Annotated in this window: 14 protein-coding genes and 2 pseudogenes; 5 read left to right on the top strand and 11 right to left on the bottom strand. The window is 71.0% G+C overall.

The window, feature by feature from the left end; translation table 11 throughout:
* The 10 genes from malQ to ACWD35_RS23910 are packed head-to-tail and all read right to left on the bottom strand — an operon-like array spanning position 1 to position 14,657.
* Positions 1 to 2,049, bottom strand: coding sequence for a 4-alpha-glucanotransferase (malQ, locus tag ACWD35_RS23955; protein ID WP_451353318.1), 2,049 nt, complete (start codon positions 2,047 to 2,049; stop codon positions 1 to 3).
* Complete coding sequence (locus ACWD35_RS23950; RefSeq protein WP_451353317.1) at positions 2,046 to 5,063, bottom strand: Cof-type HAD-IIB family hydrolase; 3,018 nt, start codon at positions 5,061 to 5,063, stop codon at positions 2,046 to 2,048. Before ACWD35_RS23950 ends, malQ begins: the two co-directional genes overlap by 4 nt.
* An 11-nt stretch (positions 5,064 to 5,074) precedes the next feature.
* A complete protein-coding gene (locus ACWD35_RS23945) occupies positions 5,075 to 6,025 on the bottom strand; it encodes a carbohydrate kinase family protein (RefSeq protein WP_451353316.1) in 951 nt (316 codons plus the stop codon).
* Entirely contained in the window at positions 6,022 to 7,128 is a 1,107-nt protein-coding gene (locus tag ACWD35_RS23940; RefSeq protein ID WP_451353315.1) for a sugar phosphate nucleotidyltransferase, read from the bottom strand. The genes ACWD35_RS23945 and ACWD35_RS23940 overlap by 4 nt, the downstream gene beginning before the upstream one ends.
* Positions 7,121 to 9,214, bottom strand: coding sequence for a glycogen/starch synthase (locus tag ACWD35_RS23935; protein WP_451353314.1), 2,094 nt, complete (start codon positions 9,212 to 9,214; stop codon positions 7,121 to 7,123). Before ACWD35_RS23935 ends, ACWD35_RS23940 begins: the two co-directional genes overlap by 8 nt.
* Positions 9,211 to 10,674: a hypothetical protein gene (locus ACWD35_RS23930; protein WP_451353313.1), complete on the bottom strand. Its 1,464-nt coding sequence runs from the start codon at positions 10,672 to 10,674 to the stop codon at positions 9,211 to 9,213. Before ACWD35_RS23930 ends, ACWD35_RS23935 begins: the two co-directional genes overlap by 4 nt.
* On the bottom strand, positions 10,671 to 11,471 hold the full coding sequence (locus ACWD35_RS23925) for an ABC transporter permease (protein WP_451353312.1): 801 nt from the start codon (positions 11,469 to 11,471) through the stop codon (positions 10,671 to 10,673). Before ACWD35_RS23925 ends, ACWD35_RS23930 begins: the two co-directional genes overlap by 4 nt.
* Positions 11,468 to 12,325 (bottom strand): ABC transporter permease, encoded by an 858-nt coding sequence (locus ACWD35_RS23920; RefSeq protein WP_451353311.1) that lies wholly within the window; start codon positions 12,323 to 12,325, stop codon positions 11,468 to 11,470. Before ACWD35_RS23920 ends, ACWD35_RS23925 begins: the two co-directional genes overlap by 4 nt.
* A complete protein-coding gene (locus tag ACWD35_RS23915; protein ID WP_451353310.1) occupies positions 12,322 to 13,368 on the bottom strand; it encodes an ABC transporter ATP-binding protein in 1,047 nt (348 codons plus the stop codon). Before ACWD35_RS23915 ends, ACWD35_RS23920 begins: the two co-directional genes overlap by 4 nt.
* Positions 13,365 to 14,657 (bottom strand): aspartate aminotransferase family protein, encoded by a 1,293-nt coding sequence (locus tag ACWD35_RS23910; protein ID WP_451353309.1) that lies wholly within the window; start codon positions 14,655 to 14,657, stop codon positions 13,365 to 13,367. The genes ACWD35_RS23915 and ACWD35_RS23910 overlap by 4 nt, the downstream gene beginning before the upstream one ends.
* 244 nt (positions 14,658 to 14,901) lie before the next feature.
* On the opposite strand from ACWD35_RS23910, the gene ACWD35_RS23905 reads away from it, so the two are divergent.
* The 5 genes and pseudogenes from ACWD35_RS23905 to ACWD35_RS23885 form a co-directional block, all read left to right on the top strand.
* The gene (locus tag ACWD35_RS23905; RefSeq protein WP_451353375.1) at positions 14,902 to 15,969 is read left to right on the top strand and encodes a glucose-1-phosphate thymidylyltransferase; all 1,068 of its coding nucleotides are present in this window, start codon (positions 14,902 to 14,904) and stop codon (positions 15,967 to 15,969) included.
* The gene (rfbB, locus tag ACWD35_RS23900) at positions 15,966 to 16,943 is read left to right on the top strand and encodes a dTDP-glucose 4,6-dehydratase (RefSeq protein ID WP_451353308.1); all 978 of its coding nucleotides are present in this window, start codon (positions 15,966 to 15,968) and stop codon (positions 16,941 to 16,943) included. Before ACWD35_RS23905 ends, rfbB begins: the two co-directional genes overlap by 4 nt.
* Positions 16,944 to 17,283: 340 nt before the next feature.
* Positions 17,284 to 18,984, top strand: a complete 1,701-nt coding sequence (locus ACWD35_RS23895; RefSeq protein WP_451353307.1) for a carbohydrate-binding module family 20 domain-containing protein — start codon at positions 17,284 to 17,286, stop codon at positions 18,982 to 18,984.
* 148 nt (positions 18,985 to 19,132) lie between these two features.
* A pseudogene (locus ACWD35_RS23890) lies at positions 19,133 to 22,231 on the top strand (alpha-amylase family glycosyl hydrolase); the annotation flags it as partial.
* Between the two features lie 192 nt (positions 22,232 to 22,423).
* Positions 22,424 to 25,477: pseudogene (locus ACWD35_RS23885) on the top strand (alpha-amylase family glycosyl hydrolase); the annotation flags it as partial.
* 234 nt (positions 25,478 to 25,711) lie between these two features.
* Here ACWD35_RS23885 and ACWD35_RS23880 read toward each other — a convergent pair.
* The gene (locus ACWD35_RS23880; RefSeq protein ID WP_451353306.1) at positions 25,712 to 26,491 is read right to left on the bottom strand and encodes an NAD(P)H-dependent oxidoreductase; all 780 of its coding nucleotides are present in this window, start codon (positions 26,489 to 26,491) and stop codon (positions 25,712 to 25,714) included.
* Between the last annotated feature and the right edge of the window lie 81 nt (positions 26,492 to 26,572).

The following is a 26,572-nucleotide window of genomic DNA, read 5'->3' as shown; positions in this document are numbered from 1 at the left end:
TCAACTGTTCTCACGTTGACGCCGAAGGTCCGCGAACACCCGGGACAGAGCGGCCACCAGGGGCCGGCCGGACAGGTCCTCCAGCGGTACGGGACGGCCCTGGCCATCGCTCACAGGCAGCCGCCAGTTGGGGTGCACCGTGGATGTGCCGGGAAGGTTCTGGGGTCTGCGGTCGCCGGTCGCGTCCGGCAGCCAGACACCGAGCAGACGTGCCGGGGTGCGGCACAGGAACCGGTGCAGCGCGACGACCTCGCCGTCCGGGTCGGGCAGCAGCCCGAGCCGCTCCAGTTCGGCCAGCCAGCCGTCGCGTTCGGCGGCGGCCTCGGCCTTCTCCTCCGCCTCCGGGCGGGTGAGCAGGTCCAGCCGCGCGCGGAGTTCGACGTGCTCGCCGCTGAGCCAGGCGGCGGTCGTCGGCAGGTCGTGGGTGGTGAGCGTGGCCAGGCAGTTGTGCCGCCATTGCTCGGGAGGCAGCGGGCCCAGCCGGCCCTCCGAACCCCCGAGGTACTCGAAGCGCTGCACGGACGTGCCGAGTATGCCGCGCTCGTCGAGCGCCTTGCGTACGCCGGCCTCGACGGTGCCGAGATCCTCGCCGATGACGGCCGCGCCGGCCCGGTGCGCCTCCAGCATGAGCACGCCCAGCATCGCCTCGGCGTCGTAGCGGACATAGGTGCCCTCGGACGGGCGCCGCCCCTCGGGCACCCACCACAGGCGGAACAGGCCCATCACATGGTCGATGCGCAGGGCGCCCGCGTGCCGCAGCCCGGACCGCAGCAGACCGGCCAGCGGCCGGTAGCCGGACGCGGCGAGTCCGTCGGGGCGCCACGGCGGCTGACCCCAGTCCTGGCCCAGCGGGTTGAAGTCGTCCGGCGGCGCGCCGACGCTCATCCCGGTGGCCAGGCAGTCCTGCAGCGCCCAGGTGTCGGCGCCCTCCGGGGCGACCCCGACCGCCAGATCGTGGATCAGGCCGATCCCCATTCCGGCCTCGGTGGCCGCCGCCTGAGCGGCGGCGAGCTGCTCCTCGGTCACCCAGGCGAGCCAGCGGTGGAAGTCCACCTCGGCGGCAAGCTCCTGTCGGGCGCGGGCCACGGCCGGGGAGCGCGGGTCGCGCAGCCCGGCCGGCCACGAGCGCCAGGCCCCGCCGTGCACGCCGGCCAGCGCGCACCAGGTGGCGAAGTCGGTCAGGTCCTCGCTCTCGCGCGCGGTGAACTCCGCGAAGGCGGCGGCTCGTCCGGGCGAGAGCGGCACCTGGTGCACCGCGCGCAGCGCCTCGTGCTTGAGGAAGCGCACCCTCTCCCGGTCGATGAGCGCCTCGCCGCGCAGCACGCCCTCGTTCAGGGCCCGTGCCCGCGCGACGCACCGGTCGGCGGTACGCCGCGCCTCACCCGCGAGGTACGCGTACTCCGGGATCTCCTCCACCCTGAGGTGCAGGGGGTCGGGGTACCGGCGGGAACTCGGCCGGTACGGCGACGGATCCGGCAGCGGACCGGGCTCCACGGCGTGCAGCGGCCCGAGCTGCACGAAGTCCGCCCCTAGGGCACGCCCCGACCAGGACGCCAGCTCCGCCAGGTCACCGAGGTCGCCCATGCCCCAGGACCGCCGCGAGAGCATCGAGTACAGCTGGACCAGGAACCCCCAGTGCCGCCCGTCCGGCACGGGCAGCCGTTCCGGTACGACGAGCAGCGGCGCGGACTCCTGGTGCCCCGGCGCGCTGATGTGCAGGGTGTGCCGGCCGACCGGGAGGGCACCGGACAGGGCAGCCTCGTCGCCTCCTTCGAGTTCCACTTCCGCCGCGGCGTTGCCGGGCAGCCCGAGCCGGGGCACGGCACCTGCGCGTACGACGACGCACTCGGGCAGCAGCCGGGCCGCCGTACGCTCGCGGTGGGCCGCCAGCGCGGCGCGGGCCGCCGCGTCGGTGGCCGCGTCCACGCCGCACGCTGCGAGCACGGCCACGAGCGTGTCCCCGGCCACCGTCACCCGGTGCCCCCGGTCGGTGGTGTAGGCGGTGGATATCCCGTGGACGCGGGCCAGTTCCTGCAGGACGGCGGTCATGAGGCCGGCTCCGAGGTGCCGAAGAGGCGTTCCAGGACGACTGCGACCCCGTCCTCGTCGTTTCCGGGCGCGATCTCGTCGGCCATCGCCCGCAGCGCCGGATGGGCGTTGCCCACGGCCACGCCGTGCCCGGCCCAGGCCAGCAGCGGGATGTCGTTGGGCATGTCGCCGAAGGCGATGGTCTCGGCCGCGTCGAACCCGAGGAGCCGTGCCGCCCGCTCCACACCGGCCGCCTTGGTGGTGCCCGCCGGCAGGACCTCCACCATCCCCTGCACCGAGTGCACGACGGTGACCTCGTCCCCACACAACTGCCGTGCCACCGACGCGACTTCGTCCTCCGGCACGCTGGTGTGATGCAGCACCAGCTTGTCTATGGGGTCCGTCCACAGCAGTCGGCGGTCGGTCGTGACGTCCCAGCCGTGCCGGACGCGTTCACCGAACCGGGGAGTGACCTTGAAACGGCTCTCCGGCGGTGCCGTCACGACGCCGAGTTCCACGGGCCCCAGCGCGGCCTCGACGCGTTCGACCACCCGGCGTGCGAGGCCCCGGTCGAGCGAGGCCGAGGTGAGCAGCCGGTCGGCGCCGGCGTCGTAGAGCTGGGCACCCTGGCCGCACACGGCGAGCCCGCGGTAGCCGAGGGCGGTCAGGTACTGTTTGCAGGCGGTGGCGGGCCTTCCGGTGACCACGAGATGGTGGGCGCCCGCCTCGGCCGCCCTGGCGAGGGCGCGCAGCGTGCGGTCGGAGACGGTCTGGTCGCTGCGCAGCAGAGTGCCGTCGAGGTCGGTCGCCATCAGCCGGAACGGCGGCCGGACGGCCGGGGCCTCGACCGGGACGGTGTCCCAGGTGACGCGTCCCGAGGCCAGGGTCAGCATGACGAGCAGACGGTCTGCGACCGGCGGACCGTCCAGGACGCCCCGGAAGACGTCCTCGCCCGCCCGTGCGAGGGGCGCCAGGACGATTCCGCTGCCCGCGGGCACGGCCTCGTCCGAGGCGATGGCCTCAGCGCGGGACTCCAGATCGGACGGGGAGCCACCGGTACCGGGGACCGCCACCTCCACGTGCCGTGCTTCCGGGTGCCGGTACGCGATGTGCCAGCGGCCCGACGGATCCTGACGCACCGCGCAGCGCCCGTGCACCCGTGCCGCCCAGTCCTCGCGCCCGGCCGCGCGCGCGGTGCCGGCGCAGCGGGCGAAGTCCGCCCGCGCGTAGGCGGCTGCGAAGAGACGCTCGTAGGCACCCTCGTCGAGTGGTGCGCACCGCCCGTACGCCGTCACGTCACCCAGGGCCGCGGCGGACCGTGCGATGAGCTCCCGGTGCCGGACCCAGGCGGCGGAGGGCAGGGCGTCGAACCAGCCGTACCGGATCGCGTCCTCGGCGGGGAAGGCTCTGGGCCGGTCGCGCAGGACGTCCGTGAAGGCCGCCAGGCGCCGGTCCGCGCTTCGCGCCCAGGTGAACTCACGGGCGAGGGAACGGGAGTTGGCCGACAGCCGGGCGTAGTCGTCGGGGGCCGCGCGCCGCAGGGCCGCGGCCTGGCGTATGCGCTCGGTGAGCGCACGCGTGAGGTCCGGGTCGTCGTCGCGGAACGAGCCGGGCAACGACAACCCGGTGGCCCGCGGATCGTCCGGGGGCAGGGCGTGCCCGAAGTGCGCCGTGACGCTCTGCGCGGTCGCGATGGGCACCGCGCCGCACGCCATCGCCTCGGCCTGGGCGATGAGGAACCCGTCGAGCTCGAACTTCGACGGGAAGACGCAGAAGTCGGCACACGCGGCCTGCTCGAACAAGGTGTCCTCGTCGGCCAGACGCCAGTCCAGGTGGATCCGGCCGGGGTGGCGGTCGGCGACGCTCTGGAAGTACGCGTTGCCGACGGATGCCCCTTGCCCGCCGCCCCCGCTGGTGGCGAAGCGCAGGACGAAGGCCGCCTCGGTGCCGCTCGCCAGGACCTCCTCGACGGCGCGGACCAGTTCCAACTGCCCCTTGTGGTGCACCGCGTAGCGGGCGGCGTGATAGAAGACCGGGAGGGAGGGATCGAGACCCAGGGAACGAAGGACCGCCTCGCGGTCCACGGCCGCCGGATCGCGCGCCAGCCAGCTGTCGGATATCCCGCAGCCTCCCATGAGCAGTCTGTGCGCCTGTTCGCGCAGCATGCGGGACACCGGCAGGGTGTGGAACAGGCTCTCGAACGGGGTGTCGCGGAAGGTGCTGTAGTAGTCCCGCTGGCCGGGCGAGACGAAGTCGACCAGATCGGCGTGCGCCAGGACGAGCGGCAGGAAGGCGACATGGTCCGGGCCGTACTCGACATGCATCCGGGTGCCGGCCAGGGCCCGCGCCATGATTGCCTCCGGGCTGTCCTCGGCGGGCGGCGGTTCCTCCAGGGCGTCCAGGTCCGCGCGCACTCCGAACATGTCGAGCAGCCGTTCCACCTGCGGGCGGTACACCTTCTGCGTGACGGGCGCGTTGGCCGCGACGGTGCTCACGGTCCGCAGGGACGGGTCGCCGGCGAACAGGGGCGGCAGGAGGTAGTGGTAGTACGGCTCGAAGCCGTGGACCACCGCCTCCTCGCCCCCCAGGTACCGCTGGATGAAGTGCGCTCCCGCGACCTGGAACACCAGCGGCTTGAAGAACGCCAGGTCCCTGCCCTCGGTGCCGGGCGGCGGATACAGCCGGTCGGGCAGCAGGTCCAGGAAGGCGTCGGAGAGGAAGTAGACGTCCACGCCGTCGAGCCGCAGCCGGTGCGCCCGGGTGGTCAGCTCCAGGCTGGTCTCGGACGGGTGCTCCGGCCATACCTTGGGGTCCAGTACGAGCGGGACACTGTGCTCGTGGACGTAGGGGAGTTCCTCGATCGAGTGGTCGCGCCGCAGCGTGCCGAGGAGCCCGTGCGTCGGAGTGACCAGCGACACGCGGTGACCGCGGGCGGCGTACTCGCGCGAGAGGTTCCACACCAGTGGTGAGAGCCCGCCGCGCATCAGGCGGTGGTCGAACCCGCCGCACTCGAAGGCGAAGTGGATGATGTGCATGCGCCGGCGCCTCACCGGCTCGCCGCGGCGCGCGCACTGGCCGCCCGCAGCCCCGGCAGGTCGATGAACTCGGTGTGGGTGCCGACGCTGCCGCACACGAACGCGCCGGCCACCGACCCGGCCAGCACGCACTCAGGCAGCGCGTGGCCCTCGAAGAAGGCGTGCAGGAAGGCGGTGACGAACGCGTCACCGGCACCGTTGCTGTCCACGACCGGCCGCTCGGGCCGTACGGCGGGGAAGTGGCGGATCGTGTCGTCGCCGCGCTCCAGCAGGTAGCAGCCGTCGGCGCCGTCGGTGGCGACCACGAACCGGGCCCGGCCCTCGTCGACGACGGCCCGCATGACGGTGTCCAGCCGGTCGTGGATCGCCGCCGCGCTGAGGAAGACGTGGTCGGAGTTGAGGGCGTAGTGGCGGTGGTGCGGGTTGTGCCCGTCCCAGTCGTGCAGGTCGGTGGAACTGGTCACGCCGAGACGGTGGATGTCCTCGTACATGTCCTGGTTGTGGCCGATGATCGACAGGTGGACATGGGCGGACCGCTGGAGGAAGGGCAGGTAGAAGTCGCGGGGCAGCCTGAGGTCGGCGGGGTGCCGGCCGTCGTAGAAGGAGAAGCGGCGGCCCTGCGGATCCACCAGGTTCGCCGAACGGGGAGTGCCGTGCGGCGAGACGAGGTGGCTGAAGTCGAGGCCGTGGCGGGCGTAGTGCTCCAGCACCATACGGCCCTGCGGGTCCTCGCCGAGGAAGTCGATGAACTTGGTTCGCAGGCCGAGCGCATGCCAGCCGAGTGCCACGCCGTTGCCGGTGTGCCCGACATAGTCCCGCAGTGGCTCAACGAAGACCGAGTCGCCCGGCGGCACGCGCAACTCGTCCACGCGCACGATGGTGTCCACGCCGACCCCGCCGACGACCAGGACGTCGTAGTCGCTCGGAAGCTGTTCGTCGATGTGGTGCTCGGGCAGGGTCATGCGCTCACTCCTTCGGCAATGTGCTGAATGTGTCCGTCCTCCAGGACGACCGCCCCGTCGATGTCGGCCTCGGGCGGTATCACCGCGCCGGGCAGCACCACGCTGCGCCGCACCCGGGCGCCCGCGCCCACCCGGACCCCGGGGAAGAGCACGCTGTCCTCCACGAGCCCGGCGTTGACGAGGTCCGACGGGATCACCGACGCGCGCACCCCGGCGGCGTCGGCGACCCAGCGCCGCCCGACCCCCGGCCGCAGCGTCCGGGGCATCCGCCCGACGGGCAGGGGCGCCCGCGGCCCCGAGGCGAGGGCCAGATGCGCGCGGTGGTAACGCTCGACCGTGCCGATGTCCTCCCAGTGGCCGTGCACCTCGTGGCCGCGGATGTGCTCCCCGGCCGCGAGCATCGCGGGGATCACGTCACGGCTGATGTCGTGCTGCCAGTCGGTGCCGTCCAGGTCGGACAGGTACCGGCGCAGTACGGCGGCGTCGAAGACGCAGAACGCTGCGAAGACCAGGTCGGAGGTGGGGTTCTCGGGTTTCTCGACGAACTCGGTGAGCCGGCCGCCGCCGTCGAAGCGGACCATGCCGAACAGGTGCACCCAGCGTCTCTCGATGCGCTGGTAGGCGACGGTCAGCGCCGCGCCCGAGGCCCGGTGCGCCTCGACCAGCGGGCCGTAGTCGTACCGGTAGACGTGGTCGGCGTGCAGGACGAGGACGTCCTCGACGCCCTCGGTGAAGATGTACTCGCCCTTGCGGATCAGGGCGTCGGCGGTTCCGCGCTCCAGCGGCCAGGTGCGCCGCGGGAGCCGCGCAGGCAGCCCACGGCCGCGATAGGCGGCGTCGTACGGCCCGAAATGCACCCGGAAGCCCGGCCCGGTGTTCCACACCCGGTGCAGGTCGTCCATCAGCAGCCGCTCCTCGTACTGCGACAGCAGCAGCACCTCCGGCAGGCCCGAGGCGCGGGCGTTGGCCAGGCTGAAGTCGATGAGCCGGCAGCTGCCGCCGTACGGGACCAGCGGTTTGAGCCGCCCCGTGCCCAGCGGGCCCATCCGGCGACCCTCACCGCCCGCGAGCAGCACCGCCCTCACGGTCCGCAGATCAGCCATGACGCACCTCGTCCCAGGTCACCCGACCTGAGGACAGGGTGAGCAGCAGCCGGCCGCCGGCGTCCGGAGCCTCGCCCGTGAACACGCCCGGCCCGGTGCGCTCCAGGGTGCGCACGTTCGGCAGGGCCCGGGCCGAGCCCCGCCGCGCCTCGACGACTTCCACCCTTTCGGCGTGCGGCAGCCGGTACTCCAGACGTCCGTCGGCCAGCACCCGGGAGCGTTCGCGCAGCCGGGCGGCCTCCGCCGCGGGCACCGCCCCGGGGAGCCGGCCGAGGACCCGCTCGCAGGCGGCGAAGTCGGCCCGCTGCCACGCGGCACGGAACATCCGCAGGGCCGCCTCCGCGTCGAGCGGGGCGCGGCGCTCGTAGGCCTCGATGTCACCGTGCTCGATCGCGGCAGCCGGGGTGACCTGGTCGTCGGTGAGCAGGCCGAACCACCCCTGCCGCAACGCCAGTTCGGTGGACAGGGCGGCGGGCCGGCCCTCCCACAGGCGGGAGAACGCCGCCAGGTGCAGGTCGGCGCAGTGGTCCCAGGTGAAGACCCGGGCGACGGCCGCGGCGCGCTCGGACAGCTCCCGGTAGCGGGCGGGTTCGTCCGACCACAGGGCCGCCGCCTGCCGGATGCGGTCCGCAAGCGCGGCGGTGAGCAGTTCGTCGTCCTCCGCGAAGGAGCGGTTCACGGCGAAACCCGTGGCCGTGTCCGGGCCGTCGGCGTGCCGGAAGTGCTCCATACCGCGCTGGTCCGTGGCGATCGGCACCGCGCCCACCGCCATGGCCTCGCCCTGGGCGATCAGGAAGGTGTCCATCTCGAACTTGGAGGGGAACAGGGCGAAGTCGGACGCCGCCGCGCAGGCGAAGACGCGCGCCTCCTCGACGCGCTCCCACTCGAAGTGCAGCCGGCCCGGGTGGCGGGCGGCGACCTCGTGGAAGAACGGGTCGTCGATGCCGTTCCCGGAGATGCAGCGGATGACGAAGTTGGCCTCCAGGCCCTCGCTCAGCACCCGGTCCACGGCCCGCATCAGCTCGACCTGGCCCTTGTGGTGGACGGCGTAACGGGCGTTGTGGAAGAACGTCGGCAGAGCGGGGTCGAGGCCGAGGCCGCCGAGCACCTCCGCCCGGTCCACCTCGGCGGGATCCCAGGCCAGCCACTGGTCGGAGATGGCGCAGCCGCCGACGAACATCTTGTGGGCGTTGCGACGCACCACGTCGGCGATCGGCAGCTGCCTGAAGAGCGGCTCGAACGAGGTGTCGTTGAAGCCCGCGTAGAAGTCCAGCTGACCGGGCGACAGGAAGTCGATCAGGTCGGCGTGCTCGGCGGTCAGCTCGTAGATCGCCACATGGCCGGGCGGGTAGGTGTAGTGCAGGTGTGTGAGCTGCTGGTACTGGACGACCGCCGCGGGCACGTCGGGCTCGGGCTCCGGGACGGGGAGCTTGACGTCCACGTCGAGCAGCTCGAAGAGCCGCTCCACTTCGGGCGCGTACACCTTCTTGGTGATCGGCATGTTGCTCTGCACGTTGCTGACCACCAGCTTGGCCGGGTCCTCGCGCAGGGCGGCCGGCAGCAGGTAGTGGTAGTACGGCTCGTGCGCGTGGACGACGGCCTTCTCACCGCCGAACCAGCCGCGCAGGAACCGCACACTGTCCGCCTGGAAGACCAGCGGCTTGAAGAACACCAGGTCCCGGCCCTTGGCGGAGTAGGGAGGATAGAAGGTGTCCGGCAGCCTGTTCAGGTACTCGTTGGCGAGGAAGTACAGGTCCACACCCTCCAGACGGATGCGGTGCGCGGTGGTGCGCAGCGCCAGGTCCACCTGCGCCGGGAAGCCCTGCCAGACCCGGGGGTCGAGGACCACCGGCAGAGCGTAGACGTCCTCGTAGGGCAGGTCCTCCACCTCGTACCGCTGCCGCAGGTCGTCGAGCCTGCCGTGTGCGGGCGTGACGATGGACACCCGGTGGCCGCGGGCGGCGAAGGTCCTCGAGAGGTTCCACAGGTACACGGACGTGCCGCCCTGCAGGAAGGTGTGGTCGAAGCCGCAGCACTCGAAGTACGTCTCGATGATGTGCATCCGGGGCGCGTTCACGGCGGTCATGTCCTCGCGGGGGTCGTCGGGGCGGGGGAGGCCAGCGTGAGCGCGTGGCGCAGGTCGATCGCGGCGTGGTAGGGGCGGGCGTGGTCGTGGTTGTAGCCGAGTTCGTGCAGGAGCCGGCGCAGGTACAGCAGCCGCCGCAGCGGGCTGTCGGAGGCGGGCCCGAGCAGCAGGTGCAGGACACGCTCGCGCCAGGCGTCGGCGGTGCGGAAGACGTTCTCCAGCACGGCCCGTCCCGCGGGCGGCAGACCGGGCGCGCCGTCCAGGGAGCCGTTCATCGTCTCCGTCGAATCGATGCCGAGACGGCGGGCGCTCTCGAAGGCCGCCTCGTCGGCCGCGAAGTACTCCAGCGCGCGCTGGACGGCGACGAGGTCCTGCAGGGGCGACTGGGCTGCGTAGCCGGGGCCGTCGGAGGAGAGGGCGGGCGTGGACAGGTCGATGACGCTCATCCGCCAGGTGCCGCCCGCTCCCTCCGCGCACAGCAGATGGGACAGGTGCAGGTCGCCGTGACAGGGACCGGCGCCCGGAGCCGTTGCCCGACCCGCGAACCCGGCCTTCAGTGAACTCAGTTCGGACTCGAGCGCGTCGAAGGCCGCGTGCCGGGCGGCGTGCGGGAGGGGAGATTCCGCCCGGGCCAGCTCGTCCAGCCGTGCCGAGGCCCGGGTCAGGGCGTCGGTCACGGGGTAGCCGGTGGCGGGGCCGCCCAGGCGTGCCGACAGATCCCGGTGGAAGGTGTTCAGGAATCGTCCGGCCGCGCGCAGCCTCCCCTCCAGCGGACGCAGATGGGAGCGTACGAGCTCGCCCGGCGCGGTGCCGTCCGCGAGCCGCGGCCACAACGAACGCAGGTTCTCGCGCAGCGGCGCGTCGATGCCGGGCCCCGGCGCATGCCGGTAGAGGACACCCAAGGGGTGCCGGGTCCCGCGGACGGGGTCCGTGTACGTGTAGTCCCCGGCCCATTCGGGCGTGTGTCCGGCGCCGTTCATGAGCCGCAGCACTTCGGGCTCGTGGATCGCTTCGTCCAGCCGCCGGTACGTCTTGTGGATGTACGGCAAGCCGCCCGTCTCCACCAGGGACAGCGCGTTGGAGGACCAGCCCTGGTCGAAGGGCAGCCACCGAACCTCGCCGGCCGGTGCCGAGGGCGCGCGGCGGAAGTCCACGTGCCCGCCGCGCGCGGTGCGCAGCCGTGCGCCGGCGAGCACACGGCGCACGGCCGCGAGTCCGAAGGGCCCGTCGCCGCCGGCCTGTGTCACGGCACCCGACGGCTTTTTGCGCACGGGGACGACGATCCGCTCGCCCGAGGCGGGGCCGCCGACGGCCGCCACGACCAGCAGCAGCTCGTCGCTGTCCAGCTCGACGTGGTCGACCGCTTCGTAGCGGTGCGCGGCGCGCAGATCGCGGGGCATCCAGGACGCAGTGCGCAGCAGGGGTTCGAGTTGTTCGTCGTGGATCACGAGGGTGGTCAACTCCCGGTCATTTCGAAGGCGTTGACGCCGCGCCGCCATACGGCCAGGGCGAGGGCGAGGGCACCGGCCGTCACCAGCGGCAGCCAGACCACCAGCCCCGTCGCGCCGGTCAGCAGGTAGACGCACGGCACGTAGGAGGTGAAGGCGAAGGGCAGCACCCAGGTCAGCAGGGCGCGCAGCGAAGGGTGGTAGATGTCCAGCGGATAGGAGGCGAACTCCGACACCTGGTTCGCCGCGTACATCGACGGCAGGCTGGTGACGGTCCAGAAGGACAGCGAGGCGAACAGCAGCTTCACCGAGGTGTGGATCAGGGCGCCGCAGAGCACCAGCAAGGGGGCCACGGCCCACTGCAACGGGGTGAGCTGCAGGTCGAGTTCACTGCCTGACCAGCTCACCAGCACTGTGCCGACGGCCAGTTCGCCGAGTCCGTCGGGGTGGAAGAAGCGCTCCGAGAGCAAGGAGAACAGCGGGCTCACGGGGCGGATCAGATAGCGGTAGAACTCGCCGCGCTGGACCAGTTTGCGCCCCAGCTCCCACAGCTGGTCGGTGAACAGATGGTCCAGCCCGCGCGGCAGCAGGGAGAAGCCCAGCAGGAACAGCACCTCGTGATACGTCCAGCCGCCCACCGCGGGAACCTGGCGGAAGACCAGGCCCACCACCGCCGTCTGCAGACCCACCCGCACCAGGAAGGCCCCCGCCCCGAGAGCGAAGTCCATGCGGTACGCGCTCAGCCGGTGCAACCCGACCCCGCCGAGGAAGAAGGCCAGCCGCAGCCGGCGCCATATCGTGCGGGTCATCCGCCGAGCACCTCCAGACGCCTCAGCGAGGCCCGCCACAACGCGGCGCTCAGCAGCGTGAGACCGGCCACCCAGCCGATCTGCCGGGCCAGCACGCGGGCCGCGCCGGCCACCCCGTCGTAGCGGCCGAGGAGCAGGACGAGAGGTCCGTCGACCATGCCACGGAAGGGCAGCGCTGATGCCAGGGCCGCGAGCGGCCCGGGCATCAGCGCGAGGGGTACCAGCTGCCCGGCGAAGAAGGCGACCACGCTCTGCTTCACCATCCGTACCCCCCAGGTGTTGGTGGTGACGAACCCCGTCATCCCGGTGAGCAGGTTCACGAGGAAGGCGAGAAGGACGGACAGTGCGGTCGACACCAGGAAGAGCAGGACGTCCACGGGCCGCGGCACGGTGAGCGGCACGATCAGGGCGAACAGTCCCAGGACGGGTACGCCGACCAGGACGGTGTTGGCCGCGACGACCGGCAGGCAGGCGAAGAACCGCACCACCGGATAGCTGACTGGCCGGACCAGCATGACGGCGACGTCACCGCGGTAGACCTCGGCCGCGACCTCGTCGTCCACCCGGTTGGCGTGCAGGATCTGCAGCACCTGGGCCATCAGCAGGTACGTGGTGATGCCCTCGGTGGTGAAGCCGCCGGGGCCTTCGCCGGGAGCGGCGCCCGCGTACACGGCCCGCCACAGGAAGACGGTGACCGCGGCGCCGGCCGCGGCCGTGATCCCGGTCGTCACGAACGTCGAGCGGTACTGCAGCAGGGACTGCAGTCCGCCGGTGGCGAAGGGCAGGTAGCGCCGGACGCGCGTGGACGGCAGGATGGCTGCGCCGCTCTCCTTCTCCGCCGAGAAGCCGGTCATTGTGCCCCCTCCCGGCGCCGGCCCGGGACCTCGGCCGGGACCGGCTCGTGATGCCCGCTGCCGTAGATCCGCCGCAGGACGTCCTCCAGGTCGGGTTCCGGCGCGTAGCAGTCCGTCAGGTCGAAGCGTTCGAGCAGGAAGGCGAGCACCTGCCGGGAGCTGAACCGGTCCACCGGATAGTCGACCCTGATCCGGGCGTCCTCGGCGGACGTGACGTTCACCCCGGGCAGCCCCTGCTCGATCTCCGCGCAGGCGCGCTCGGGCGGCGGCCCACCCCGGTGCTCGAACAGGACGCAGCGCCGGTCGGCGGTGCGCAGCAGGTCCCGGATGCTGCCCTGGTGCACCACGCGTCCCCGGTCCACGACCAGGGCGCTGTCGCAGATCGCGGCGATGTCCGTGATGTCGTGGCTGGTGAGGACGACGGTCGTCCCCAGCTCCTGGTGGACGTGGTTGACCAGGTGCCGTACCGCGTCCTTCAGCACCATGTCGAGACCGATGGTCGGCTCGTCCCAGAAGACGACCGCCGGATCGTGCAGCAGGCTCGCCGCGATCTCCGCCCGCATCCGCTGTCCCAGACTCAGCTGACGCACGGGTGTGGTGCCGAGGGCGTCGATGTCCAGCAGCTCCCGGTACAGGGCGAGATTGCGCCGGTACACCGCGTCGGGGATGTCGTAGATGCGCCGCAGGATGCGGAAGGAGTCCGGCACGGACAGGTCCCACCACAGCTGGCTGCGCTGGCCGAAGACGACGCCGATGCCACGGGCGTTGGCCTGCCGGTGCCGGTAGGGCTCGATGCCCCGGACCAGACAGCGTCCGCCGGTCGGCGTCATGATGCCGGTGAGCATCTTGATCGTGGTGGACTTCCCCGCCCCGTTGGCGCCGATGTACGCCGTCTTGGTGCCGGCCGGGATCGTGAAGGACACGCCGTCGACCGCACGGACGATCCGGTGCTCACGGGTGAAGAGGGTGGCGAGGCTGCCGACGAGCCCCGGCTTGCGCTCGGCGATCCTGAACTCCTTGACGAGGTTCTCCGCGACGATCACGACAGCACCTGCTCCAGTGCCTGCTCCAGGAGCCCGACGCCCTCGTCGAGCAGCGGCTCGTCGATGGTGAACGGCGGTGCCAGACGCAGGATGTGGCCACCGAGGGCCACTCTGAGTCCCAGGTCGAGGGCGGTGGCGTACACAGCCCGCGCGATGTGCGGCGCCGGTGTCCGGCTCTGCCGGTCCGTGACGAACTCCAGCCCGTACAGCAGCCCCAGACCGCGCACCTCACCGAGGTTCTCGAAGCGGGCCGGGAGCGGTGACAGCCGCTCGTGCAGCAGTTCCCCGAGCACGCGCACGCGTTCCAGCAGGCGGTCACGTTCGACGACCTCCAGGGTGGCCCTGGCCGCCGCGATTCCGAGCGGGTTGCCCGCGTACGTCGACGCGTACGCGCCGGCCCCGGAGGCCGCCGGATGGTGCAGCAGGTCCGCCCGTCCCGCCAGGACGGCGAAGGGAAACCCGCTGGCCATGCCCTTCGACAGGGTGACCAGGTCGGGTTCGATGCCGAACTGCTCGCTCGCGAGGAACGTTCCGGTCCGTCCGCCCCCGGTCAGCACCTCGTCGGCGACGAGCAGCACTCCGTTGGACCGGCATGCGTCGGCGATCTGCTCCCAGTAGCCGGGGGGCGGCACGACCACGCCGGCGGCGCCCAGGACGGGTTCGAAGACCAGCGCCGAGATGTTCGGCTTGCCGGCGATGTGCCTGCGCACGAGGGAGGCGCAGCGCAGCCCGCACGAAGGGTGGGTGAGCTCCAGGGGGCAGCGGTAGCAGTAGGCCGAATACCCCAGGGCCGAGTTGCCGGCGAAGGACTGGTGGCCGATGTCCCAGTGCACGAGCATCCGGGCGCCCATCGTCTTGCCGTGGAAGCCTCCGCGCAGGGCGCCGATCCGGTTGCGGCCCGGCGCCGCGGTCGCCTGCACCACACGCAGGGCGGCCTCGACGACCTCCGCTCCGGTGGAGAACAGGGCGTAGGTGTCGAGCTGTTCGGGCAGCAGCCGGGCCAGCAGTTCCAGCAGCGCGGCACGGTCGGGAGTCGCCGAGTCGTGCACGTTCCACAGGCGCCGGGCCTGCGCGGTCAACGCCTCCACGACCTCGGGGTGCCCGTGGCCCAGGGACTGGGTCAGGGTGCCCGCGGCGAAGTCGAGGTACTGGTTGCCGTCGAGATCCGTGAGGACCGCGCCGCGGCCCTCGGCGAACACCCGGCGTCCGACGGCCGCCTCCTCCGAGGCGCCCGGTGCCAGATGTCCAGCCTCCTGCTCCAGTCGTTCCAGCTGGTGCCGACCTGTCACTGCTGCTCCCGACGTCCGTGCGAACTCCCTTGCAGCGCAGCGCCGTTGGGCGATGCCGAGGCGAGTGAAACATCAATCGCCCAGTGGCTGCAAGAAGTTGCTGAAAGTTTCAGATCAGTCTTGCGGAGGGCGCTCGCTCTCTGCTTGAGTCAAGATCAGCTCAACCGGTGACACCGCGACTTTCGTTCGAGGAGAGATCCGTGAGACCACAGACCCAGCCCCCTCCGCGACACCGGTGGCCGACGTGAAAGCCCTGGTCCTGGCGGGCGGCACCGGCAGCAGGCTGCGGCCGTTCACCCACACACGCGCCAAACAACTCCTCCCCATCGCCAACAGGCCCGTGGTGCACTACGCCTTGCAGGCGATCGCCGACGCCGGCATCGAGGACGTGGGAATGGTCGTCGGCACCCACGCCGACGACATCCGGCGCGCCGTGGGAGACGGGTCCGCCTTCGGGCTGCGCGTCACCTACCTTCGTCAGCACCGACCGCTCGGCCTCGCACACGCGGTGCTGATCGCGCGGGACTTCCTGGCGGACGACGACTTCCTGCTGTACCTCGGGGACAACTACCTCGAGGACGGCGTGACCGGCTTCGTCCGGCGCGCCGCGGCCCGCCGGGACACCGCCCGCCTGCTGCTCGCCCCGGTGCCCGACCCCACCGCCTTCGGCGTCGCGGAGGTCGACGACGAGGGCCGGGTGCGGCGGCTGGAGGAGAAACCGGAGCGGCCCCGCAGCGACCTCGCCCTGGTCGGTGTCTACGCCTTCACTCCTGCTGTGCACGAGGCCGTGCGTGCGATACAACCCTCCGCCCGGGGCGAGCTGGAGATCACCCATGCCCTGCAGTGGATGATCGACCGCGGTCTCGGCGTGCGGGCGGAGACGACCACGGGGCCGTGGCGCGACACCGGCAGTGTCGACGACCTGCTGGAGGTCAACCGGCACGTGCTGGACCGCATGGAGGGGCGTGTCGACGGCAAGGTCGATCCGCACAGCGTCCTGGTGGGCAGGGTCCGTATCGCCGAGGGCGCGGTGGTCAAAGGGTCGCGGATCGTTGGTCCCGTCGTGGTCGGAGCGGGCGCGGTCATCAGCAACTCCAGCGTCGGCCCGTACACCGCCATCGCCGAGGACTGCCGGGTCGAGGACAGCGCGATCGAGTTCTCCGTGCTCCTGCGGGGCGCGTGCGTGGAGGGCGCTTCCCGGATCGAGGGGTCGCTCATCGGCCGCGAAGCGGTCGTCGCCACGGCACCCCGTCCTCCCCACGCCCATCGTCTCGTCATCGGCGACCACAGCAAGGTGCAGCTCACCTCATGACTTCTCGCATACTCGTCACCGGCGGAGCCGGCTTCATCGGTTCCGCCTACGTCCGGGCGCTGCTCGGCCCGTCGGGGCCGCCCGGTGTCGCGGTCACCGTGCTGGACAAGCTCACCTACGCGGGCAGCCTCGCCCGCCTCGACCCGGTGCGCGCTCGTCCCGGCCTGGCTTTCGTGCAGGGTGACGTGTCCGACGTACGGACGGTACGCCGGTTGGTGGCCGGGCACGACGAGATCGTCCACTTCGCGGCGGAGTCGCACGTGGACCGCTCCATCGAGGACGGCTCCGGGTTCACCCGCACCAATGTCCTGGGCACCCAGACCCTGCTGGACGCGGCGCAACGGCACGGTGTGCGGACGTTCGTCCAGATATCCACCGACGAGGTCTACGGCTCGATCGCCGAGGGCGCGGCCCGCGAGGAGGACCAACTGCGGCCCAGCTCGCCGTACGCCGCCTCCAAGGCCGCGGCCGACCTCATGGCGCTCGCCCATCACCGCACCCACGGCCTGGACGTCCGGGTGACCCGCTGTTCCAACAACTTCGGCCCCTTCCAGCATCCGGAGAAAGTCATTCCGTGCTTCGTGGCCACTCTGCTGACCGGCGGGAATCTGCCGGTGTACGGCGACGGAAGGCAGGTGCGCGACTGGCTGCACGTGGACGACCACGTCAGGGCGGTCGAGCTGGTGCGCACGGCGGGGAGGCCGGGGGAGACGTACAACATCGGTGGCGGCACCTCGCTGACCAATCTCGAACTCGCGCACCGCCTGCTCACTCGGTGCGGCGCGGGCCCCGAACGGATCACGCACGTCATGGACCGCAAGGGCCACGACCGTCGTTACGCGGTGGACGACAGCAAGATCACCACGGAACTCGGATACCGGCCGCGGGCCGACTTCGAGCAGGAGCTGGCCGCGACGGTGGACTGGTACCGCGGTCACCGATCCTGGTGGGAGCCGTTGCTCGTGGCGGTCTGAGCGTGGCGGGACGCGCCGGGAGTGGGGTTGGGCACTCCGGCCCGGCCGGCCGGGCGCGTAGGGGAGGGCGTCGTTCGCGAACCCCGCGGCCGGGGGCCGGAGTTCGTTGAAGGTAACACTCCTGAAATCTCTTGCGAAAGAGATTTCACCCCCTCAATTCAACTGTTGCCTCGTCAACTTGGGTTGCTGCGCGAGGGGTTGACCTTCAGCGGGTGGCGCCGTACGGTCTCGACCGCAATTTCTTGCAGAAAGAACCAACGAACGGCCTTCTCCGGCATGGCGCGTTGCCCGACCGAGGCTGGACTCCGGTTACCACCCCACTCCCCGAACTGGAGACACCATGGCCAGAAAGACCGTGGCCGCTGCACTCGCCTGCCTGGCGGGAGCCGCTGTGGCCGTCACGGCACCCGCGCCGGCGCAGGCGAGCGCGCCCGGCGGCAAGGACGTCACCGCGGTGATGTTCGAGTGGAACTTCAACTCCGTGGCGAAGGCGTGCACGGACGAGCTGGGCCCCGACGGGTACGGCTACGTCCAGGTCTCCCCGCCGAACGAGCACATCCAGGGCACCTCCTGGTGGACTGCCTACCAGCCGGTCAGCTACAAGATCGGCACGAAGCTCGGCGACCGCACCGCCTTCAAGAACATGGTGGACACGTGTCACGCCGCGGGCGTCAAGGTGGTCGCCGACACCGTGATCAACCACATGGCGAACGCCTCCGGCACGGGCACCGCCGGGTCGTCCTTCAGCAAGTACGACTACCCCGGCACCTACTCCGCAGCCGACATGGACGACTGCACCGCCACGATCACCGACTACACGAACCGCTGGCAGGTCCAGCACTGCGAGATGGGCGGCCTGCCCGACCTCGACACCGGCGAGGAGTACGTCCGCAAGACCATCGCGGGCTACATGAACGACCTGCTCTCCCTCGGCGTCGACGGCTTCCGCATAGACGCCGCAAAGCACATCGACGAGGCCGACCTCGCCAACATCAAGTCCCGGCTCACCAACCCGGGCGTCTACTGGAAGCAGGAGACCATCGGGGCCGCCGGGGAGGCGGTGCAGCCGTCCGAGTACTACAACACGGGCGACGTCCAGGAGTTCCACTACGCCTACGACCTCAAGCGGGTCTTCAGCAGCGAGAAGCTCGCATACCTGAAGAACTTCGGCGAGGCCTGGGGTTACGTCTCCAGCGACAAGGCCTCCGTGTTCGTGACCAACCACGACACCGAGCGCAACGGCGCCACCCTCACCTACAAGGACGGCGCCAACTACACGCTCGCGCACGTCTTCATGCTGGCCTGGCCCTACGGCTCGCCCGACGTCCACTCCGGCTACGAGTTCAGCGACAACAACGCCGGCGGCCCCAACAACAGCCAGATGAACGCCTGTTACACCGACGGCTGGAAGTGCCAGCACGCCTGGCGCGAGATCGCGAGCATGGTCAGGTTCCGCAACACCGCTGCCGGGACGGCGGTGACCAACTGGTGGGACAACGGCAACAACCAGATCGCCTTCGGCCGTGGCGACAAGGCGTACGTCGTCATCAACCACGAGGGCGCCACGCTGACCCGCACCTTCCAGACCTCCCTGCCCGCCGGCAGTTACTGCGACGTGCAGAGCGGCAAGGGAGTCACGGTCGACTCCTCCGGGCAGTTCACCGCGACGCTCGGCGCCAACTCGGCCCTCGCCCTGCATGTCGGGGCGAAGAACTGCGACACCACCACCCCGACCGACCCCGCCCCGGTCACCGGCGCCTCCTTCAACGTCAACGCCACCACCCAGTGGGGCGAGAACATCTACGTCGTCGGCAACAACTCCGTCCTCGGCAACTGGAACACCTCCAGCGCCCTCAAGCTGGATCCCGCGAGCTACCCCGTCTGGAAGCTGGATGTGTCCATGCCCGCAGGGACGTCGTTCGAGTACAAGTACATCCGCAAGGACGCAAGCGGCAACGTCACCTGGGAAAGCGGCTCCAACCGCACGGCCACCGTCCCGTCCAGCGGCATGATCACGCTGAACGACACCTGGCGCAGCTGACCGCAGTCCCCGCGACGCGACCCTGACCGCCGACGACAGACGGCGGTCACCGGTCAGGACCGCCCGGCCCGCTCCCCGGTACCGGGCGGTCCCACGCCCCGCCTCAGGGCGGTGCCCGTCCTTGCCCACAACCACCATTTTCGAGGAGATGCGTCACGTGGTCGGCAGACCCAGACACCATGCAACCGCCCTGGCCGTCGCGCTCTTAACCGCGGCCCTGCCACCGCTGGCGCCCCGGGCGGCGGCCGAGGGAGCGCCCCCGCCGCCGTCGGACGCCCGGCTCGCGCAGGAGCCGGACCGTCCGGCCGCGAGCAGGGAACAGTTCTACCTGCTGCTGCCCGACCGGTTCGCCGACGGATCCCCGGCCAACGACCGAGGAGGCCTCACCGGCGACCGTATGACCACGGGATACGACCCCACCGACAAGAACTTCTTCCAGGGCGGCGACCTCAGAGGTGTCATCGACCACCTCGACTACATCAAGGGCCTCGGCACCACCGCCATCTGGCTCGCGCCCGTGTTCAAGAACAAGCCCGTGACGATCCGCGACGGCAAGGCGACCGGCAACTACCACGGTTACGCCATCACCGACTTCACCCGGGTCGACCCCCACTTCGGCACCGAGGCCGACCTGTCGGAGCTGATCGACAAGGCCCACGCCAAGGGCATGAAGGTCTTCTTCGACGTCGTCACCAACCACACCGCGGACACCATCGACTACGCCGAGAAGCGGTACGGGTACCGCAGCAAGGGCGCCTACCCCTATCTGGACACCGAAGGCCGCCCCTTCGACGACAGCACGGGCATGCACACGACGGACACGGCCGGCGCCCCCTACACCCCGCAGGCCTCCACCGACCCGCAGGACCGCAAGGTGCCCGACTGGCTGAACGACCCGGCCATGTACCACAACCGCGGCAACTCCACCTTCGCCGGAGAGAGCGCCCTGTACGGCGACTTCATGGGCATGGACGACCTGTGGACCGAGCGGCCCGAGGTCGTCCACGGCATGGAGCAGATCTACGAGAAGTGGGTCGACGACTTCGGCGTGGACGGCTTCCGGGTCGACACGGCCAAGAACGTCGACATGCCCTTCTGGACCCAGTGGGCCACCGCGCTGGACCGGCACGCGGCGCAGCACGGCCGTCGGCACTTCTTCCTCTTCGCCGAGGCGTTCTCGGCGGACGCGTCCATCACGGCCCCGTACGTCACCCAGGGCCGGCTCGACGCGACGCTCGACTTCCCTTTCCAGGCCGCCGCCCGCAACTTCGCCTCCCGCGGCGGACCCGCCGACGACCTCGCCCACGTCTTCGCGCAGGACTACCGCTACAGCACGGACAAGACCAACGCCTACAGCGAGGTCACCTTCCTCGGCAGTCACGACATGGGACGCATCGGCACCTTCGTCGCCCAGGACAACCCCGGCGCGGGCGACGCCGAACTGCTGCGGCGGGACCGCCTGGCGCACGAGCTGATGTTCCTCTCGCGAGGCAACCCGGTCATCTACTCCGGTGACGAGCAGGGATTCACGGGCTCCGGCGGTGACGTGGACGCCCGCCAGACGATGTTCGCCTCCAAGGTCCCCGACTACCTGGACGACGACGAGATCGGCACCGACCGCACCGCGGCCTCCGACGCCTACGACACCACGCATCCCCTCTACCGGGCGGTCGCCGCCCTCTCCCGGCTGACCCGGCAACACCCCGCCCTGCGCGACGGCGCCCAGACCGAGCGCTACTCCCAGGGTTCCGTGTACGCCTTCACCCGCACCGACGTCCGCCGGGGGCGCGACTACATGGTCGCGTTCAACAACGCGACCGAAGACAGGACCGTCACCCTGCCGTCCGGTTCGGCGGACACGGCGTACCAGGCGCTGTACGGCACCACGGGCAGGGTGCGCAGCGACGCGGACGGGAAGATCACCGTAACCGTGCCCGCCCTGTCCTCGGTCGTGTACGAGGCGACACGGCCCCTCGCGCCGCCGACGGCCAAGCCCTCCCTCAGGCTCCACGCCCCGGACGCGGGCGCCGACGGAACCGTGGAGATCTCCGCCGGTGTCGGCGGCGGCGGATACGACCGGGTCGTCTTCGCCGCCCAGGTCGGCGACGGCGCCTGGCAGACCCTCGGCACCGCCGACCACGCCCCCTACCGGGTCACGCAGAACATCGCCGCGGACGTCCCGGCCGGCACGCCGCTCAGGTACAAGGCGGTCGTCGTCGACAGCGCGGGCAGGACCGCGAGCGACTTCGCCACGACGACCGCGGGCCAGGCGCCGGCGGCCCAGAAACCGACGGCGCGACGCCACTGGGCCGTCGTCCACTACCGGCGGCCCGACGGTGACTACACAGGTCTGCGGCTGCGGACGGCCGACGGCCGGACCGCCGACTTCAGCGGCCGGGACGCCTACGGAGCCTTCGCCTGGTTCGCCCCGGCCGAGGGCGCCACCGAGGTCCCCTTCACCGTGGAGAAGGACGGCACCGCCGACGGCCCCGAGCGCACCCTCGACTTCGCCGCGGCGCCGGAGGCATGGACCGAGCAGGGCAGCGACGCGGTGACACAGACCCGGCCCGCGGACGCGTACCCGGCGCAGGACCCGACGAAGGCGATCATCCACTACCACCGTCCCGACGGGGACTACGACGGCTGGGGCCTGCACGCCTGGACCGGCGCGGCGCACCCGCCGGAGTGGAACGACCCCATCCGGCCAGTGGGCCGGGACTCCTTCGGCCTGGTCTTCGAGGTCCCGCTGACCGACCAAGCGGACTCTCTCAGCTACATCCTGCACAAGAAGGAGGAGAAGGACGTCACCACGGACGAGGCCCTCGACTTCTCCCTCTACGGGCACGAGGTGTGGCGCGTGGCCGGCGACCCCGCCTACCTCACGCCGTCCCTCGGCGGCGCGTTCGGCCTCGACCTCGGGACGTCGGCCGCGACCTGGCTGGACGACACCACCGTCGTATGGCGGGGGACCGGCGCCGGGGTCGCCAGTCAGCAACTCGTGTACGCGCCGGACGGCGGCATCACCCTCCGGCAGGGGTCCCTGTCGGACGAGGGCCGCTGGCTGCGCCTGAACCCCGCGCAACTGACCGACGCGCAGCGGGCCGCCCACCCGCAGTTCTCGGACTACCAGGCCTTCACCGTCGACCCACGCGACCGCGGCCGGATCGCCGGGGCGCGGGCGAGCCGCCAGGTGATCGCCACCCAACGAGGGGAGGACGGCGCCCTGCTCGGCGCGACCACCGTGCAGCCGCTCTCCACTGATCCGGAAGCGCCCTGACCCAAAGCGCCCTGACCGAAAGCGCACTGCCCCAAAGCGCACTGACGACAAGGAAAGAGCCGCAACGTGACCGCACAACCCACCGCCCGCGGCAACCCGGGCGAACGACCGGCCGGACTCCGCCACCGGAGCCGCCCGGGCACCGTCACCCGTTCCGCCACCGTGGCCGTCACCGCCGCGCTCCTGGCCACGGTCCTGCACACCGCCCAGCCGGCGAGTGCGACGGAGAAGCCGCCCGCTCCGCCGTCGGACGCCCGACTGGCCGCGTCGGCATCCCGCCACGACATGACCCGTGAGCAGTTCTACTTCCTCCTTCCCGACCGGTTCGCCAACGGCTCCACGGCCAACGACCGGGGCGGTCTGACCGGCGACCGCACGGTCACCGGATACGACCCCACGGACAAGGGCTTCTACCAGGGCGGGGACCTCAAGGGGCTGATCGACAAGCTGGACTACATCAAAGACCTCGGCACCACCGCGATCTGGCTGGCCCCGATCTTCAAGAACAAGCCGGTGCAGGGCAACGGCGAGAGCGCCGCCTACCACGGCTACTGGATCACCGACTTCACCCGCGTCGATCCGCACTTCGGTACCAACGCGGACCTCGCGGAACTCATCCGCAAGGCCCACACCAAGGGCATGAAGGTCTTCTTCGACGTCATCACCAACCACACGGCCGACACCATCACCTATGCCGAGAAGACCTTCGGATACCGCAGCAAAGGCGCCTATCCCTACCTCGACACCGAAGGCCGCCCCTTCGACGACAGCAAGGGGATGCGGAAGGTCGACGCGCGCGGCCTTCCCTACACACCGCAGGTCAACCCGGCCGAACAGAACGTCAAAGCCCCGGCATGGCTGAACGACCCGACGATGTACCACAACCGCGGGGACTCCACCTTCGTCGGTGAGAGCGGCCTCTACGGCGACCACACCGGCCTGGACGACCTGTGGACAGAACGCCCTGAAGTCGTGCACGGCATGGAGCAGATCTACGAGAAGTGGGTCAAGGACTTCCGCATCGACGGCTTCCGTGTCGACACCGTCCGCAACGTCGACATGCCGTTCTGGACCCAGTGGGCGACGGCCCTCGACGCGTACGCCGCGAAGAAGGGCCGGAAGAACTTCTTCATCTTCGGCGAGACACTGTCCTCCGACCCTGCCGTCACCTCGCCGTACGTACGGCAGGGCCGCCTCGACGCCACGCTCGACTTCCCGCTGCAGGACGCGATCCGCCAATACGCCTCCCAGGGCAGGGCGGCCGACCGGCTCGCCGACGTCTTCGCGCAGGACTACCGCTACACCACCGACAAGGCGAACGCCTACGAGGAGGCGACCTTCCTCGGCAACCATGACATGGGCCGCATCGGCGGCTTCCTGCTCAAGGACAACCCGAAGGCGGACGACACCGAACTCCTCCGGCGGGACCGCTTCGCCCACGAACTGATGTTCCTCTCGCGGGGCAACCCGGTCATCTACTCCGGCGACGAGCAGGGCTTCACCGGCGCCGGCGGCGACAAGGACGCCCGCCAGACGATGTTCGCCTCCAAGGTCCCCGACTACCTCGCCGACGACGAGATCGGCACCGACCGCACGGCCGCCTCGGACGCGTACGACACCTCCCACCCGCTGTACCGCGCGATATCCGCGCTGTCCCGGCTCACCCGGCAGAACCCGGCGCTGCGCGACGGCGTCCAGACCGAGCGCTACGCCAACGACTCCGTGTACGCGTTCTCGCGCACGGACACCCGCCGGGGCAGCGACTACCTGGTCGCGTTCAACAACGGCTCCGAGGCGAGGACCGTGGAGATCCCCACGAGTTCGGCCGGCATGACCTACCGGGGTCTGTACGGCACCACCGCAACGGTGACCAGCGGGACGGACACCAAGGTGACCGTCACCGTCCCGGCGCTGTCGTCCGCGGTCCTGAAGGCGACGCAGCGGCTGGGCACCCCGGCCACGCCGCCCTCCCTCACGCTCCGGGCCCCGGCGCCGGGCGCGACCGGAGACGCCGACGTCTCCGCGGAGGTGAGTGGTGGCGGCCTGAACCGCGTCGTCTTCGCCGCCCAGGTCGGCAACGGCTCCTGGCACACGCTCGGCACCGCCGACCACGCCCCCTACAAGGTCACACAGCGCCTGCCCGACACGGTGAAGCAGGGCACCCCGCTGCGCTACAAGGCCGTGGCGGTCGACCTCGGGGGCCGCACCGCGAGCGCCCTGGCCGGCTCCACGGCGGGCCAGGCACCGGTGGCGCAGCCGCCGAGCGCCGTGCACCGTGACTACGCCGTCGTGCACTACCTGCGCACGGACGGCGACTACACCAACTGGCGCCTCGAATCCTCCGGCCAGTCGGCCGAGTTCACCGGGCGCGACGCCTACGGCGGCTTCGCCTGGGTCAAGCCGGAGGACGGCGCGAAGAGCGTGACCTACACGGTCACCGGCAACGGCACCGCGGACGGCCCGCAGCGCACCATCGACCTGACGAAGACGGGCGAGGTCTGGATCCGGCAGGGCGACGACGGCCAGGCGGACACGGCACCGCAAGGGGCGTACCCGGCCCCCGACGCGACGAAGGCCGTGATCCACTACCACCGGGCCGACGGCGACTACGACGGCTGGGGCCTGCACACCTGGACCGGCGCCAAGAACCCCACCGACTGGTCCGGCCCGCTCACGCCGGTGAGGAAGGACGTGTTCGGCGTGACCTTCGAGGTGCCGCTCGCCGAAGGCGCGACGTCCCTCAGCTACATCATCCACAAGGGCGACCAGAAGGACATCGCCGCCGACCGGTCGCTGGACTTCGGAACCTACGGCAAGGAGGCCTGGCTGATCAGCGGTGACAGCAACTACCTTCTGCCGACCGTGGGAGGCGCGCCGGACCTTGACCTGGGCACGGCGAAGGCGCGGTGGATCGACTCGGACACGGTCGTGTGGAAGGTGAAGGTCACCGATTCCACCAGCCAGCAACTCGTGTACGCCCCGCACGGAGGCATCACCGTCAAGGACGGCGCGCTGTCCGACGAAGGGTACTGGCTGCGGCTGATCCCGACGAAGCTGACGGACGCACAGAAGTCGGCACACCCGGAGCTGGCGGACGACCCGGCGTTCACGATCGACCCCCGCGACCGCGACCGGATCCCTGCGGCACTGCGCGCCCAGGTGATCGCGACGCAACGGGCGGCCGACGGAGCCCTGCTTGCCGCCAACGGAGTCCGCATCTCCTGACCGTACCGTCCTGCACCGCGAAACGGGCACGAGGTGGAGGCCGCCGCACAGTGATGCATTTGACTTGGCGTCGGATTCCCAGCCCGTTCTTGGTCGGCAGGGCGGTCAGGCCGATGAGGTCTTCTCAGCGCAGGCCGAGGAGTTCGCCCTTGCGGAGTCCGGTGCCACGGCCCTCGGGCTGCTCCTCGGGTTCGCGCCCCGGCTCGTCCTGTCCGTCGCCGGCGGTCAGCCGCGCACGTGCAGCCCGAAACCCGTGCGGCCCGCGGGCTCCAGTCCCTCCTTCAGGTGCAGCGAGGGGATCTCGTAGTCGCCGAAGTTCTGCCGCCGGAACGCGATCGGCTCGGTCGACTCCAGGGTGAGCAGGCGCTGCTCCCAAGCCTTGGCGACGTCCGGGTAGTCCTCGCCGGTCAACCGGTCGGTGCCGTACAGCACGAACGGCGGCAGCACCTCGATGCCGGGGTAGTAGAGGATGCCGTGGTGGATCGGGAACAGCAGATCGTCGATGGGGCCGTTGATCCCGCGAGCGGCGTAATGCGACTCCGGGCCGCCGACGGTCACCGACAGCAGCGCCTTCCTGCCCGCGAGGGTCCCTTCGCCGAAGCGCTCGCCGTACCTGGTGTCGCTGTGCTCGCCGACGCCGTAGGCGAAGTGGTAGGTGAACACCCGGTCCACCCAACCTTTGAGGATCGCGGGCATCGTGTACCACCACAGCGGAAACTGGAAGATGATCGTCTCAGCCCACAGCAGCTTCTCCTGCTCGGCGAGGACGTCCGGGGTGAGCGTCCCGGCGTCGAAGGCCCGGCCCGAGTCCAGGGCGACCTTCAGCGGACTTGAGGCGTTGGGGCCGTAGTCCGCGGCGTCCACGACCGCCTTCCAGTTCATCGCGTACAGATCGCTCACCCGTACCTCGTGCCCGGCGGTCTCCAATGTGGACACCGCGAGGTCCTTCAGCGAGCTGTTGAGCGACTTCGGCTCCGGGTGGGCGTAGACGATCAGCGTCTTCATGGGAACTCCTTGGGATCGGGTCCTTTCGATTCTGGGCGCCGCGGCGTCCGGCGTTCAGGGGCGCCTCTTCCGTCGGACGGG

This window comes from Streptomyces sp. NPDC002671, assembly GCF_053592475.1.
Note: the sequence above shows the minus strand (reverse complement) of the source record. Positions and strands in the feature narration are given on the sequence as shown.

Coding starts and splice junctions, on each gene's coding strand:
- ACWD35_RS23920 (WP_451353311.1), bottom strand. CDS start 12,325: ATGACCGGCTTCTCGGCGGAGAAGGAGAGCGGCGCAGCCATCCTGCCG.
- ACWD35_RS23880 (WP_451353306.1), bottom strand. CDS start 26,491: ATGAAGACGCTGATCGTCTACGCCCACCCGGAGCCGAAGTCGCTCAAC.
- ACWD35_RS23925 (WP_451353312.1), bottom strand. CDS start 11,471: ATGACCCGCACGATATGGCGCCGGCTGCGGCTGGCCTTCTTCCTCGGC.
- ACWD35_RS23940 (WP_451353315.1), bottom strand. CDS start 7,128: ATGGCTGATCTGCGGACCGTGAGGGCGGTGCTGCTCGCGGGCGGTGAG.
- rfbB (WP_451353308.1), top strand. CDS start 15,966: ATGACTTCTCGCATACTCGTCACCGGCGGAGCCGGCTTCATCGGTTCC.
- ACWD35_RS23935 (WP_451353314.1), bottom strand. CDS start 9,214: ATGACCGCCGTGAACGCGCCCCGGATGCACATCATCGAGACGTACTTC.
- ACWD35_RS23945 (WP_451353316.1), bottom strand. CDS start 6,025: ATGACCCTGCCCGAGCACCACATCGACGAACAGCTTCCGAGCGACTAC.
- ACWD35_RS23950 (WP_451353317.1), bottom strand. CDS start 5,063: ATGCACATCATCCACTTCGCCTTCGAGTGCGGCGGGTTCGACCACCGC.
- ACWD35_RS23895 (WP_451353307.1), top strand. CDS start 17,284: ATGGCCAGAAAGACCGTGGCCGCTGCACTCGCCTGCCTGGCGGGAGCC.
- malQ (WP_451353318.1), bottom strand. CDS start 2,049: ATGACCGCCGTCCTGCAGGAACTGGCCCGCGTCCACGGGATATCCACC.